Source organism: Geothrix rubra (assembly GCF_030268065.1).
Classification (GTDB): domain Bacteria; phylum Acidobacteriota; class Holophagae; order Holophagales; family Holophagaceae; genus Geothrix; species Geothrix rubra.
Genome location: NZ_BSDD01000003.1, coordinates 465,396 through 478,192, shown reverse-complemented (window position 1 = coordinate 478,192; position 12,797 = coordinate 465,396). Strand labels below are relative to the sequence as shown.

Below are 12,797 nucleotides of genomic sequence, written 5' to 3'. Positions count from 1 at the left end.
CTTGACAGGTGATTAACTTTGACTAAGATTTTATTCGCAATTTAATTCATCCCCCCCGCCAACGGGCGGCCCACGGGATGAATCTCCCCTCACTCCCACCTTTCTAGGAGGACCCCATGACCATCCTTCGCACCCGCGAACCCCAGGTCCTGCCCCCCGCGGCCGCGAGCCTGGAACCCTTCCGCCTCATGCGCGACTTCCTGCGCTGGGATCCGCTGCGGGACTACGACCTCGGCGCCCCCGCCTCCGCCTTCATGCCCAGCTTCGACGTGAAGGAGGGGCCGGACGCCTACCAGTTCAAGGCTGACCTGCCGGGCATCCTGGAGGCCGACCTGGAGATCAGCCTCGAGAGCAACCGGCTCACGGTCGCCGGGAAGCGCGAATCCGAGGCCGTCAAGGAGGGCGAGCGCTGGCACCTGGCGGAGCGGAGCAACGGCAGCTTCAGCCGGACCTTCACCCTCCCCGAGGATGTGGACTCGGAGAAGGTGGTGGCCGAGCTGCGCAACGGCGTGCTGACCCTCATGGTGCCGAAGCGCCCCGAGGTGCGGCCCAAGAAGATCTCCGTCAGCCTGGGCTGAGCCCCGGGGGGACGCAGGAAGGCCCCGCTCCGGCGGGGCCTTTCCGTACCGCGGCGCCTCAGTTGTAGAAGGCCTGAGGCGGACCGAAGGTGAGGGGCGTGGTGGCGGACTGGTAGCGCACGGTGATGTCGCCGTCGGCCACCACCAGATCCGGGTGGCCGTCGCCGTCCATGTCCGCGATGGCCACGCCCAGGGGGCCCCAGAGTCCCAGGAGGTTCGAGGCCGGCAGCAGATTCCCGGGGTTCGCGGGATCCTGGCGGAGCACCGAGACGCTGCCGGGGAACCCGGGCAGGCCGGCATTGGCCACCACCACGTCCAGGCGGCCGTCACCATCGAGATCGCCCACGGCCAGGGCCGCGCTGCGGTAGTCGGTGGCATAGGTCGTCGCGGCCTGGAAGGTGCCCGCGGTGGCCCCCTGCAGGAGCACGCTCAGGCCCAGGGTGTTGGGACCGGCGGTGGCGCCGTAGTTGGCGGTGAGCAGGTCCAGCTTCCCGTCGCCATTGAGGTCCACCACCTTGAGGGCGGAGGGGTTCACGCCGGTGGCGTAGTCCACCGCGGGGGCGAAGGTTCCGGCGCTGGTCTGGAGCAGGACGGAGACCGCGTTCGAGGAGGTGGCCACGGCGAGGTCCGGGAGGCCGTTGCCGTCGAGGTCGCCTACGGCCACGGCCTGGGGGTCGCCCCCCACGGCGATGGCCACCGGGGCCGCGAAGGCGCCGCCGGTGGTCTGGTCGAAGACCAGCACGCTGTTGGCGCCGCTGGCGGCCACGGCGACGTCCGGCAGGCCGTCCCCGTTCAGGTCGCCCACGGCCACGTCCAGGGGCGTGCGGCCCGGCGTGGACAGGACGGTGGCGGGCAGGAAGGCGCCGGGATGGGCCGGATCCGCCAGGCGCACGGTGACGGAGGCGTCACTGGCGTTGGCCACCACCAGGTCCAGACGGCCATCCCCGTTCAGGTCGGCCAGCACGAAGTTGGCCGGGGTCGCACCCACGCCGAAGCGCGTCGGCAGGGCGAAGGCCCCCGCGGAAGTCTGGAGGCGGGTGCTGAGGTAGCCCGGGGTGGGGCTCCCGTCCACGCTGTTGGACACCAGGCCGAGGATGTCCGGCAGGCCGTTGCCGTCGAGATCGGCCACGGCGATGCCGTTCACGAGGTAGCCGTAGGTGGGGCCCGAGCTGGAGTCGGAGCCCGAGCAGCCCATCAGGGCCGCGAGACCGAGGGAACCGAGGAGGAGGAGGGTGGGGCGCCGCATGCGAACTCCGGGGGCGGTTCTAAGGGTGCGGATCTCTGTCGTGACCGGCAAGAGGCATATGTTGGACCCGGTGCCGGGGCGGAACGTTGAGGGACCCCCTTGGGATGGCGCGACCCGGAGGGGAGGTTCCCTCAGACCTCCTCGACGCTCACGCGCCAGGTCACCAGCTCCCGGGGGATCAGGGCCGGCCAGTAGGCGACGATCTCCTGGGCCTTGGGGCGGCCCCCGGCGAAGCCCGTCACACCGGCGGGGCCGGCGGTGACCAGGGGGGCGATCTCACGACCGAAGCGCTCCACTTTTTTCCGATCGGGATCCTTCACGCTGAGGCGCAGGACGATCTCGGTGGGCTCGGCCGGGGCGGGGGCGATGCCGGCGTGGACGGTGCTGGCCCCCAGGAACTCCGCGTCCGTGTGCTCGTATTCGAAGCCCGCGGCCTTCAGGCGCTTCCAGACGATGTCCGCGCAGAGCCGGGCCTTGTCGAGGGCCCGGGGACCGCTCAGCACCAGCTGGCCGGTGGCCTTGTAGCCCTTCAGGTAGGCCCCGCTCACCTTCAGGAACGGGGTGCGGGGCTTGCCCTTCACGCCGGAGACCCGTACCCGGTCGGGGCCGTCCTGCGCCAGCTGGATGCTGGTGAAGTCCGCCACCACATCCGGGGTGATGTAGTTCTTCGGGTCGCCCATCTCGTAGACCAGCTGCTCGCTCACGGTGTCCACGGTGACCATGCCGCCGGTGCCCGCGTGCTTGGTGATGACGAAGGTTCCGTCCTCGGAGCATTCGGCGATGGGGTAGCCCACGTTCCAGAGCTCGGGCACCTCCCACCAGCGGCTGAAGTTCCCGCCGGTGCTCTGGGCGCCGCACTCCAGGATGTGTCCGGCCACGGTGCCCGCCGCCAGGCGGTCCCAGTCGTCGGCGGCCCATTTGAACGCGTGGATCAGGGGTGCCAGGGTCAGCCCGGGATCCGTGCAGCGGCCCGTGAGGACGATGTCGGCGCCGGTGTCCAGGGCCTCCACCATGGCCTGGGTCTGCAGGTAGACATTGGCGCTGAGGATGTCCCGGGGCGCGTCGAAGAGTCCCTCGCCGGTGTCCATGTTGCCTAGCTTCAACCCCTGGGCCTTGAACTCGGGGAGCCGACCCAGCACGTCGTCGCCGGTCACCGTGGCGATCTTCACGCCCTTCACGCCGAGCTTCTTCGCCACCTCCAGCACGGCGGTACGGCAGGCCTCGGGGTTCACGCCGCCAGCGTTGGCCACCACCCGGATGCCCTTGCCCTTGAGCTGCGGAAGGGTCCGTCGCATGAGGTCCACGAAGTCGGTGGCGTAGCCCAGCTGGGGATCCTTCCGCCGCTGCTTCTGCATGATGGAGAGGGTGACCTCCGCCAGGTAGTCCAGGGTCAGGTAGTCGATCCCCCCGGCCTCCACCAGGCGGACGGGGGCGTCGATGCTGTCCCCCCAGAAACCCTGGCCGTTGGCGATGCGCACGAGCTTGGACATGCTGGACTCCGATCGAGACGGACCCCCAGTCTACTCGTAGCGCAGCGCCTCGATGGGATCCAGCTTGCTGGCCTTGGCGGCGGGGTAGAGGCCGAAGGTCAGCCCCACACTGGCGGGTACCAGGAGCGAGGCCGCGAGGGCCCAGAGGGGCACGCTGCCGAGGTGCTTCATGAGGACCTGGCTGAGCACCGTGCCGAAGCCCAGCCCCAGGGCGAGCCCGATCAGGCCGCCCAGGATACAGAGCACCACGGCCTCGATGAGGAACTGGACCAGGATGTGCTTCCGCCGGGCCCCCAGGGCCTTGCGGACGCCGATCTCGCGGGTGCGCTCAGTGACGCTGACCAGCATGATGTTCATGACACCGATGCCGCCCACCAGGAGGCTGATGCCGACCATGGCCCCGCTGGCGAGCATGAGGGTGCGGCTGATCTTCTCCACCTGCTCGACCGCCCGGCTGTTGCTCTCCAGCATGAAGTTGTCCGCGTCCCCACCCTGGAGCCCGCGGATGCGGCGGAGGGCCAGGCGCAGGGACTCCTCGGCCTCCTTCACCGGGATCCTCCCGTCCACCTGAAGCCGCCAGAAGGGGTTGTCGAAGGCCCCGGGACGGGCCAGTTCCCGGAAGCTGCCGAAGGGGACGTAGAACATGGCGTCCGGGCCCCACATGGCGGCCTGCTCCTCGTCCTCCTCCTGGGGCATGAAGGGGATGTCACCGTGCTTTTTCAGGATGCCGATGAGCTCGGCGGTCTGCCCATTCACCGTGAAGGACTTTCCCAGGGAGGCCTCAGAGAAGCCCAGGTCCTCGGCCACCCGCGCGCCCAGGATGGCCACGTTGGCCCGGGTGATCCGGTCGGTGGCGGTGAACCCCCGCCCGCATTCCAGGTCCAGGTTGGCCAGGTCCAGGCCGCTCTCGTCGATGGCCGTGAGGTAGGTGATCCGGCGCGACAGGCTGCCGGCCTTCACCATCATCTGCTGGTTCCAGATGTTGGTCTGGGGGCTGGCGATGGTGATCTCCGGGGCCAATTCACGCAGCTCCCGGACGGTCTGGGCGTCCATCGGCATCCGCTTGATCTTGGCCGAGGTCCGCTTCAGGAGGGGCACGTAGGAGCTGAGGAAGAAGGTGTGGCTCCCTTCGCGCCGGACGTCGGCCATGATGCGGCCTTCGAGGCTCTTGGTGAGGTCCACCACGGTGATGACGGAGGCCACGCCGATGATGATGCCGAGGGTGGTGAGGGCGCTCCGGAGGCGGTGGGCCCAGAGGCTGGCCAGGGCCGAGCGGAAGGTCTCCTGGAACCTGGAACTGAGCTTCACGGACGGGCTCCGCTTCCCGCCTCGGGCTTGACCGTGATGGCCTTCCCGTTGGCCAGGGCCGAGAGCAGCTTGGTGGGCCCGGTGATGACCTGGTCGCCCTCCTGCAGGCCCTGGAGGACCTCCACGGCCCGCCGGGTGCTCAGACCCGTGCCCAGCACGCGCTCCTCAGCCTTCCCATTCCGGGCCACGAAGACGACGCTCCGGCTGAGGGTCATGAGGCCGAGCCCCGCCGACTTGGACTCCCGCTCCTGGATGGCCGCCAGGGGCACGGCCAGGACGGCCTTCCGCTCGGCGGTGAGGATGGCGATCCGGGCGCTCATGCCGGGCCGCAGGGCCTGAAGCTCCACGGGCGATCCGTCGAGCTGGATGCGCACCTTGTAGCTCTGGACCTCCTGCAGGCCGCCCCCGAAGCTGGTGTTGGCCGGACGGTCCGTGCCCGAGGCCACGGTGACCACCTTCCCCGTGAAGATCCGGCCGGGCAGGGCGTCCACGCTGACCTCCGCGGGCTGGCCGACGCGCACCTTCACCACGTCGAGCTCGCCGACCTTCAGCTCCGCCATCATCTCGGAGACATCCGAGATCACCATCAGGACGGCCCCCGCCACGTTCGTCTGGCCGGCGATGGCGGTCTCGCCCTTCTCGGCCCGGAGTCCCGTCACCTGGCCCGACATCGGGGCGCGGAGGACGGTCTTCGAGAGCATGTCCCGGGCCTGGGCCACGGCCGCCTCGGCCTGCTGCACGGCCACCCGGGCCCGCTGGAGCTGGGTTTCCGCGTTCTGGAGGTTGAGCTTCTCCTGCTGGAAGTCCTCGCTGGAGACGATGCCCTGCGCGAAGAGCTCGGAGCGGCGCTGGAGGGTCCGCGCCTGCTTGTCGCGGGTGGCCTTGGCGTTGCCGAGGTCCTGCCGGGCCGCGTCGAGGGAGAGTTCGGCCCGGACCTGATCCTGCCGGAGCCGCTCCTGGTCCAGGGTCACCAGCAGATCCCCGGCCTTGACCCACTGGCCATCCGCCACGTGGATCTGCTTGATCTCCCCGTTCACGGACGTGCCCACATTGACGCGGGTGCGGGCCTGGATCTCACCATTCACCGTCACGCTGTCCTTCAGGTCCTGGCGACGGACGGTCTCGACGGTGTAGGCCGCATCGGCCCCCGGCGAGCGTCCAAAGGCCGCCCAGGCGGTCAGGGCCGCGGTCATCACGCCCGCGACGGCGAGGATCCACCGGGTTCTTCGGTTCATGGTCCACCTGCGGCAGGGCCCGTGTCCGAAGTCGCAGAACCAGAACAGGGCGGGAGGGATGGCCCCAGTATGGAAGATTCCGGCCTGGTCCGGTAGATAAAAAGACTTGTGGGGTGTCTAAGGTTATTCGTACCGAAGCGCCTCGATCGGATCGAGCTTGCTGGCCTTGGCGGCGGGGTAGAGGCCGAAGATGAGGCCGATGGCGGCGGGCACGGCGAAGGCGCTGACCACGGCCCAGAGCGGGACGGCCCCCATGGTGCCCAGCAGGGCCTTGCCCAGGGCGGCCCCGACGAGGAAGCCGAAGCCCACGCCGATGGCCCCGCCCAGGATGCAGAGGAAGGAGGCCTCGATGAGGAACTGCAGCAGCACGTCGCGGCGCTTGGCGCCCACGGCCTTGCGCACGCCGATCTCCCGCGTGCGCTCGGTGACACTCACCAGCATGATGTTCATGATGCCGATGCCGCCCACCAGCAGGGCGATGGAGACCATGCCCCCGGCCACGGCGGTGATGGTGCCCGTGATGCCGCTGATGATGCCGGTGATCTGCTTGGGGCTGAACACCTTGAAGCCGCTGGGCTCGTTGCCGCGGAGGCCGCGGATGCGCCGGAGGGCGTCCTCCACCAGTTCCGCGCCGTCGTCGGCGGAGAGGCGGGGGTCGATGCGGGCCTGGAAGAAGAGCTGGCGGCGCTGGGCCTCCGTGAGCTGGGCCATGCCCGTGCTGAGGGGGATGAGGATGTTCTGGTCGGGGTCGTTGCCCAGCTGCCCGCCCTGCTCCTCCAGCACGCCGATGACCTCGAGGCTGAGGGTGGGCGTGCTGATGATGCGGCCCAGGGGGTTCCCCTTGATGCCCAGCTTCTCGATGACGCGCGGGCCGATGATGGCCACCTTGTTGCCCAGCCGGAGGTCCGAGGGCACGAAGTTGCGCCCGGCCGTGAGGTTGATGCTGTTCAGCTCCAGGTAGGTCTCGTCCGTCATGATGAGGTTCACGTTGGCGCTGCGGCCGTCGAACTTCACGTCCGTGCCGTTGAAGAAGAGCGGGGTGACCTGGGTGATCTGCGGCACCGCCCGGGCCAGGGCGTGCATGTTGTCCAGGGTCAGGTCCTTGTTCTTGATCTTCGTGTACTCGGCGAAGGGCATGTCCATGGGGAAGACGGGCCGCACGAAGAGGGTCTGGCTGCCGGCCCGCTCCACCTGCTTCAGCACACTGGTCTTGAGCCCCTGGACGAGGCTCACCACCACGATGACCGCCGCCACGCCGATGATGATGCCGAGGGTGGTGAGGGCCGAGCGGAGCTTGTTGGTCCTGAGGGCCCGCACGGCCGCCGAGAGGGGTTCGCGGACGTCCATCAGGACTTCTTCGCCGTCTTGGCCAGGTCCGTGTCGGACCGCGCCCGCAGGGTGACGGTGGCCTTGTCCTTCAGGGTCTTCAGCTTCCGGATGGGGCCCGTGAGGACCTTGTCCCCCTCGGCCAGCCCGCCCTTCAGCTCGAAGTACTGGGTGTTGGCGATGCCCACGTCCACGGCCTGCTCCTGGGCCTTCCCGTCCTTGAACCGCATCACGACGTTGCGGGTGGCCGGGGCCAGGAGCCCCTGCTTCTGGGCGTCCTCCAGGGTGCCCTCCCGCTCCAGCACGGCCTGGAGGGGCACGCGCAGGACGTTCTTCGCCTCGTGGGTGAGGATGACGGCCCGGGCGCTCATGCCGGGGCGGAGCTTGTCGAGATCCGTCCGGTTGCCCTTCAGGAGCACCTTCACCTTGTAGAGGTTGGCGTCCGTGCCGGTGCCCTCGGTGCCCGTGGCCACCTCGATGACCGTGCCCTGGAACACCGTGCCCGGCAGGGACTCCACGTTCACCTGGGCGGTCTGGCCCACCTTGGTGCGCACCACTTCGCTCTCGTTGACCTTGATCTCGGCCTGCATCTCGCTCATGTCGGAGATGATCATCAGCACGGCGCCGGGCAGGTTGCTCATGCCCGGGATGGCGGTCTCGCCCTTCTCCGCCTTCAGGCTGGTCACCTTCCCGGCGATGGGCGCGCGGAGGGTGGCCTTGGAGAGCCCGTCCTGGATGGCCTTGAGGTTGGCCTCGCTCTGGGCCACGTTGGCCTTGGCCGACTGGTAGGTCAGCTCGGTGCTCTCGCGGTTCAGCTTCTGCTGGCGGTAGTCCTCGTCGGAGATCAGCCCCTGCTGGCGGAGGGCCTCGAAGCGGCCGAAGCTCTCCCGGGCCCGCTGCATGGCGAACTGGAGGCGGTTGGCGTCCTTCCGGGCGGCGTCAAGGGCAGCGGCGGCTTGGGCCACCTGCTCCCGCAGGCGCACCTGGTCGATGGTGACGAGGAGATCCCCCGCCTTCACGTCCTGGCCGTCCTTCACGTGGATGGCCTTGATCTCGCCCGCCACGGAGGTGCCAATGTTGATCTGGGTCTTGGCCCGGATCTCCCCCGAGGCCGAGATGGTCTCCCGGATGTCACCGCGGGAGACCGCATCCCAGGAGTAGGCGCTCTCGTCGTCCCGGCTGCCGCCCATGGCCACGCCGAGGCCGATCAGGACGACCAGGGCCGCGCCGCCGAAGAGGAGGAACTTGGCTTTGCGGGAGGCCATCTAGCGGGCTCCGAGGGCCCGGCCGCCCACGGCGACGAGGACCGACACCACCACGCAAAGGATGGCTCCGCCCGTCTTCATCCGCAGGATCTTGCGGAGGGCCAGGTAGGTCAGCACCACATCCGCAATGTAGAAGAGCTCGACCCCGTAGAGCAGGGCGTGGAGCTTCAGGTTCTCGACGTGGACGAAATAGCCGAGGGAGGTGGGGTTGATCTTCTCGGGGGTGAGGCCGCCGATGGGCTTCAGGAGGCAGATGAGGGCGATCAGCAGCATCGAGGGCAGGCGCACCAGGCTGGGCACCGTGGCGGCGCTGAGGGCCTGGAGGTAGCTGGGCTGCTCGCCCTCCGATGCGCCCTTGGCCACCAGCCAGTAGAAGAGGGCGGCGAGGAGGGCCACGGCGACGGTGCCGAAGAGGGCGCCCAGCACGCCGAAGGGCATGATGAACTTCTTCTGCATCTCGATGAGGGTGTCGATCTGGGCCGAGGCGATCTGCGGGTTCCGCTCCAGGATGGGGCGCAGCATCTCGTCCACGTCCACCTTGAGGCCCCAGATCACGGTGAGGACCACGCCGGCTGCGGTCAGGATTCCGATGGCCCAGCCCCAGCTCGGGGCCCGGTTCAGCTTCTCGAAGAGCACGGAGGGCTCCGTGAACACCCCCACGATCTGGTCCATCAGGCCGGGGGCCTTCGGATTGGGTGCCTGGGGCTGTTCGCCGTACAGGGAGGGGTTCGAGTCGGTCATGGGGACCTCCGGGGATTCCACGGTAGATGAGGGGCGGGTCCATTGTCCCATCAACCCGGCCAGCGGTCGGATTCTTCCGCCGGGCGGTGGAGGGGGCTGGGTGGCCGGATCCTGACGATCCGTCAAGGCGATCGGGGGATTGGGTGCCGGGGTGCGGGGTGGAGGACTAGAATGGGCCCTTCCGGCCCTCGAGGCCCATTGGAGGTTCCATGGCCACCGTCGCCGCCAAGTCCGAAGCGCTCATCCAGCAGGAAAACCAGTACGGCGCCCACAACTACCATCCCCTCGACGTCGTCTGCACCAAGGGCGAGGGCGTCTTCCTCACCGACGTGGACGGCAAGAAGTACATGGACTTCCTGGCGGCCTACTCCGCCGTGAACCAGGGCCACAACCACCCGAGGATCGGCGAGGCCATGATCGCCCAGGTGAAGACCCTGGCGCTGACCAGCCGGGCCTTCCGCAACGACCAGTTCCCCCCGCTCCTCGAGAAGCTCTGCAGGCTGACCGGCTTCCAGAAGGCGCTGCTGATGAACTCCGGGGCCGAGGCGGTGGAGACGGCCCTCAAGGCCATGCGCAAGTGGGCCTACGACGTGAAGGGCGTGGAATACGGCCAGGCCGAGATCATCGTGGCCGATGGCAACTTCCACGGCCGCACCACCACCATCGTGGGCTTCAGCACCGACCCCGACAGCACCAGCAGGTTCGGCCCCTTCACCCCGGGCTTCAAGATCGTGCCCTACGGCGACCTGAAGGCCGTGGAGGCCGCCATCACGCCGAACACCGCCGCCATCTTCATGGAGCCCATCCAGGGCGAGGGCGGCGTGGTGATCCCGCCCAAGGGCTTCCTGAAGGGCCTTCGCGAGCTGGCCGACAAGCACCACTGCCTGCTGGTCCTCGACGAGATCCAGTCGGGCCTGGGCCGCACCGGCAAGCTGTTCGCCTTCGAGCACGAGGGCATCCGCCCCGACGGCATCACCATCGGCAAGGCCCTCAGCGGCGGCTACTACCCGGTGAGCGCCTTCCTGGCCGATGACGCCGTGATGAACGTCTTCACCCCCGGCATCCACGGCTCCACCTACGGCGGCAACCCCCTGGCCTGCGCCGTGGCCTCCGCCGCCCTGGACGTCCTGGTGGACGAGCGGCTGGTGGAGAAGACCGCCGAGCTGGGCAAGCACTTCGAGGCCCGGCTCAAGGGCCTGAAGACCGACAAGGTGAAGGAGATCCGCTGCATCGGCCTCTGGGCCGGCGTGGAGCTGAAGCCCGAGGCCGGCGGCGCCCGCACGTACTGCTACGCCCTCAAGGACCGCGGGATGCTCTGCAAGGACACCCACGAGCACACCATCCGCCTGGCTCCGCCCCTCGTCATCACGAAGGAGCAGCTCGACTGGGCCGTGGACCAGCTCGAGGCCGTGCTGGCCTAGGCTGGAGCGCACCGCGATCGGAGGGCCAGGGGGCCGGAGCCATCCGGCGCCCTGGCCCTCGGTGTGTCGATCAGGGCCCGTTCAGGCCCGGATGGCCCACCGCAGCTTGGCGGGCTTCGAGCGGGGGTTGTCGATCTGCTCCTGCAGGGTGGCGCGGGTGGGGGTGTCGGCGACCTCGGCGTAGAGGCCGGTCCGCAGGCCCTCCTGGAAGGCCTTCTTCACGCGCCGGTCCTCCCCCGAGTGGAAGCTGAGGATGGCCGCGCGGCCGCCGGGGCGCAGGGCCCGGGGAAGGCAGGCCAGGAACTGGTCCAGGACCTTGAACTCCTCGTTCACGGCGATCCGCAGCGCCTGGAAGGTGCGCTGCAGGGTGCGCCGCGTCTCCGGATCGTCCCGCGTCAGGCCGTGGTCGCGGGCGAGCACCGCGCGTAGGACCTCCGCCAGCCGGGTCGTGGTGTCCAGGGGGCCGGGGTGCGTCGCGAGGGCCCTGGCCAGGGGGCCGGCCAGGGGCTCGTCGGCGTTCTCCGCCAGCAGGTCCGCCAGGTCCCCTTCGCTGAGCGAGCGCAGGAATTCCGAGGCGGGCCGACCCTTCTGGGGATTGAGGCGGAGGTCGAGGGGACCCTCCGTCTTGAAGGTGAAGCCCCGGTCCGGGTTGTCGATCTGCATGGAGGACAGGCCCAGGTCGGCCAGCACCAGATCGAAGGGCCCCGTCTGGGGGATCAGGCCCGCCAGCCCGCCGAAATTCATCCGCCGCACCTGCAGGGCGTCCGCGCCGAAGCCCTCGGATCGCAGGCGGGCCTCCGTCCTGGGCAGCTCCAGGGGGTCCACGTCCAGGCCCAGGAGGAAGCCGCCGGGCTGGAGGCGGCGGAGGAGCTCCCGGGCGTGGCCCCCGTAGCCCAGCGTCACATCGAGGGCGCGCTCGCCGGGCTTCGGGTCCAGCGCCGCGAGGATCTCCGCCACCATGATGGAACGGTGAGTCCCGGCGGGGGTCTGCCCCCGGGCCCGCACCTTCTCCGCCTCGTCCGCGTAGGCGAGCGGGTCCAGTTCCTTGTACTTCTCGCGGAAGTGCCGGGGATGGGTGCCCTGGTAGCGCACGCGGCGGCGGTGGGGAGGGGGCGCGTCCGGCATCGGACCAGGGTAGGTCCCGGGAGGGGAGGGACACAACCCGGCCGCCGGGAATTCACAGGATTCCCGCGGGATGGCAACCTCGGCGTCCGGGAGCGGGTGAGAAAATGGCCCGAGCCTGCGGGAATACCCATCCCGCCCCCGGAAGATCCCCCATGCTGACGCCCCTCCTGGCCCTCCTCCTGTCCACGCTGCCGGCGACTTCTCCGGGCATCCAGGAACCCGACGGCAGCCACACCGTGGGCGTGGTCCCGCCCTTCCACGGGGAGCCCGCGCCCCCCGGCTGGCTCCGGAAGGCGTCCCATGCGGCGGCGGATCCCGACTGCCGGCACTACGTCTACGAGGCCTATGCCGGGAAGGACCGCTGGCTGGTGCGCTACGTGATGCTGCCCGAGGGCGACGAGGCCTTCCGGGAGATCGAGCAGGTCTTCCTCTACCCGAGGGTGACGTCGGGTCCGGTCCCGAAGGGCCGGGCGATCCCCCCCGCCGAGCTCACCGTGGATCCGGCCGGCGCCCGCTGGCAGGGGGAACTCTTCCGCCTGGTGGACCGGCGGGACCTCCAGCGGGACTGAGGCGGAGGGATCAGCCCAGCAGGCCCTTCAGCGTGCTGAGGAGGTCGGGTTCGCCCTGGGGCACCTGGCCGTCGGGCGTGAGCTTGTCCACCACCTGGGGCAGGAGGGCGGCGAGGCCGCTGGCGGCCTCCTCGTGGCCCAGCCCCGCCTTGGAGGCCAGGGACTGGAGCGTGTCGCTGCCCAGCAGGGCCCGGATCTGATCGGCCCCGATGGGCAGGTTCTCGCCTCGCCCCACCCAGGACGCCGCCTGCTCGCCCAGGCCGCTCTCGTTGAGCCTGCCGAGCAGGCCCTGGAGGCCGCCCTGCTGCTGGAGGAGGCCGGTCACCATCCCCATCAACCCACCCTGCTGATCCTGTCCGCCGCCGAGAAGGGAACCTGCGAGATCCATCAAGCCCATGGTCGACTCCTCATTGTGAGGGGGCCATCATACGCCCACGGGGGTGGGGAGCCTCAGGGTCCCTCCAGGGCGGTGGTGGCGGTGGTGGCGAGGTCG

Annotated in this window: 12 protein-coding genes; 3 read left to right on the top strand and 9 right to left on the bottom strand. The window is 69.6% G+C overall.

Annotation, left to right across the window (positions count from 1 at the left end; translation table 11 throughout):
* Positions 1 to 116 precede the first annotated feature (116 nt).
* Positions 117 to 578, top strand: coding sequence for an Hsp20/alpha crystallin family protein (locus QSJ33_RS10240; protein ID WP_285725279.1), 462 nt, complete (start codon positions 117 to 119; stop codon positions 576 to 578).
* Positions 579 to 636: 58 nt separating this feature from the next.
* Here QSJ33_RS10240 and QSJ33_RS10235 read toward each other — a convergent pair whose 3' ends face one another.
* The 7 genes from QSJ33_RS10235 to QSJ33_RS10205 all read right to left on the bottom strand — a co-directional run bounded on the left by QSJ33_RS10235 (position 637) and on the right by QSJ33_RS10205 (position 9,189).
* Positions 637 to 1,824: an FG-GAP repeat domain-containing protein gene (locus QSJ33_RS10235; protein WP_285725277.1), complete on the bottom strand. Its 1,188-nt coding sequence runs from the start codon at positions 1,822 to 1,824 to the stop codon at positions 637 to 639.
* A gap of 131 nt (positions 1,825 to 1,955) precedes the next feature.
* Positions 1,956 to 3,314: an acyclic terpene utilization AtuA family protein gene (locus tag QSJ33_RS10230; protein WP_285725275.1), complete on the bottom strand. Its 1,359-nt coding sequence runs from the start codon at positions 3,312 to 3,314 to the stop codon at positions 1,956 to 1,958.
* Positions 3,315 to 3,344: 30 nt separating this feature from the next.
* Positions 3,345 to 4,622 (bottom strand): ABC transporter permease, encoded by a 1,278-nt coding sequence (locus QSJ33_RS10225; protein WP_285725273.1) that lies wholly within the window; start codon positions 4,620 to 4,622, stop codon positions 3,345 to 3,347.
* Positions 4,619 to 5,857 carry an efflux RND transporter periplasmic adaptor subunit gene (locus QSJ33_RS10220; protein WP_285725271.1) on the bottom strand — a complete coding sequence of 413 codons (1,239 nt, stop codon included), beginning with the start codon at positions 5,855 to 5,857 and terminating at the stop codon, positions 4,619 to 4,621. Before QSJ33_RS10220 ends, QSJ33_RS10225 begins: the two co-directional genes overlap by 4 nt.
* A 123-nt stretch (positions 5,858 to 5,980) precedes the next feature.
* Positions 5,981 to 7,204 (bottom strand): ABC transporter permease, encoded by a 1,224-nt coding sequence (locus tag QSJ33_RS10215; protein ID WP_285725268.1) that lies wholly within the window; start codon positions 7,202 to 7,204, stop codon positions 5,981 to 5,983.
* Positions 7,204 to 8,448, bottom strand: a complete 1,245-nt coding sequence (locus QSJ33_RS10210) for an efflux RND transporter periplasmic adaptor subunit (protein ID WP_285725265.1) — start codon at positions 8,446 to 8,448, stop codon at positions 7,204 to 7,206. The genes QSJ33_RS10215 and QSJ33_RS10210 overlap by 1 nt, the downstream gene beginning before the upstream one ends.
* Positions 8,449 to 9,189: a YIP1 family protein gene (locus QSJ33_RS10205; protein ID WP_285725263.1), complete on the bottom strand. Its 741-nt coding sequence runs from the start codon at positions 9,187 to 9,189 to the stop codon at positions 8,449 to 8,451.
* Positions 9,190 to 9,398: 209 nt separating this feature from the next.
* Between QSJ33_RS10205 and rocD the strand changes: the two genes are divergently transcribed.
* Positions 9,399 to 10,610: an ornithine--oxo-acid transaminase gene (rocD, locus tag QSJ33_RS10200; protein ID WP_285725261.1), complete on the top strand. Its 1,212-nt coding sequence runs from the start codon at positions 9,399 to 9,401 to the stop codon at positions 10,608 to 10,610.
* Between the two features lie 81 nt (positions 10,611 to 10,691).
* On the opposite strand, the gene rsmH is transcribed toward rocD, so the two are convergent.
* A complete protein-coding gene (gene rsmH / locus QSJ33_RS10195) occupies positions 10,692 to 11,735 on the bottom strand; it encodes a 16S rRNA (cytosine(1402)-N(4))-methyltransferase RsmH (RefSeq protein ID WP_285725259.1) in 1,044 nt (347 codons plus the stop codon).
* A 152-nt stretch (positions 11,736 to 11,887) separates the two neighbouring features.
* Between rsmH and QSJ33_RS10190 the strand changes: the two genes are divergently transcribed.
* Positions 11,888 to 12,304: a hypothetical protein gene (locus QSJ33_RS10190; protein ID WP_285725257.1), complete on the top strand. Its 417-nt coding sequence runs from the start codon at positions 11,888 to 11,890 to the stop codon at positions 12,302 to 12,304.
* A gap of 10 nt (positions 12,305 to 12,314) precedes the next feature.
* On the opposite strand, the gene QSJ33_RS10185 is transcribed toward QSJ33_RS10190, so the two are convergent.
* Positions 12,315 to 12,701, bottom strand: a complete 387-nt coding sequence (locus QSJ33_RS10185; RefSeq protein WP_476620510.1) for a YidB family protein — start codon at positions 12,699 to 12,701, stop codon at positions 12,315 to 12,317.
* Positions 12,702 to 12,797: the final 96 nt, after the last annotated feature.

What these genes read in the sequence shown, in the direction of transcription:
- rocD (WP_285725261.1), top strand. Translation starts at nt 9,399, where the DNA reads ATGGCCACCGTCGCCGCCAAGTCCGAAGCGCTCATCCAGCAGGAAAAC.
- QSJ33_RS10215 (WP_285725268.1), bottom strand. Translation starts at nt 7,204, where the DNA reads ATGGACGTCCGCGAACCCCTCTCGGCGGCCGTGCGGGCCCTCAGGACC.
- QSJ33_RS10185 (WP_476620510.1), bottom strand. Translation starts at nt 12,701, where the DNA reads ATGGGCTTGATGGATCTCGCAGGTTCCCTTCTCGGCGGCGGACAGGAT.
- QSJ33_RS10230 (WP_285725275.1), bottom strand. Translation starts at nt 3,314, where the DNA reads ATGTCCAAGCTCGTGCGCATCGCCAACGGCCAGGGTTTCTGGGGGGAC.
- QSJ33_RS10235 (WP_285725277.1), bottom strand. Translation starts at nt 1,824, where the DNA reads ATGCGGCGCCCCACCCTCCTCCTCCTCGGTTCCCTCGGTCTCGCGGCC.
- rsmH (WP_285725259.1), bottom strand. Translation starts at nt 11,735, where the DNA reads ATGCCGGACGCGCCCCCTCCCCACCGCCGCCGCGTGCGCTACCAGGGC.
- QSJ33_RS10240 (WP_285725279.1), top strand. Translation starts at nt 117, where the DNA reads ATGACCATCCTTCGCACCCGCGAACCCCAGGTCCTGCCCCCCGCGGCC.
- QSJ33_RS10210 (WP_285725265.1), bottom strand. Translation starts at nt 8,448, where the DNA reads ATGGCCTCCCGCAAAGCCAAGTTCCTCCTCTTCGGCGGCGCGGCCCTG.
- QSJ33_RS10220 (WP_285725271.1), bottom strand. Translation starts at nt 5,857, where the DNA reads ATGAACCGAAGAACCCGGTGGATCCTCGCCGTCGCGGGCGTGATGACC.
- QSJ33_RS10205 (WP_285725263.1), bottom strand. Translation starts at nt 9,189, where the DNA reads ATGACCGACTCGAACCCCTCCCTGTACGGCGAACAGCCCCAGGCACCC.
- QSJ33_RS10190 (WP_285725257.1), top strand. Translation starts at nt 11,888, where the DNA reads ATGCTGACGCCCCTCCTGGCCCTCCTCCTGTCCACGCTGCCGGCGACT.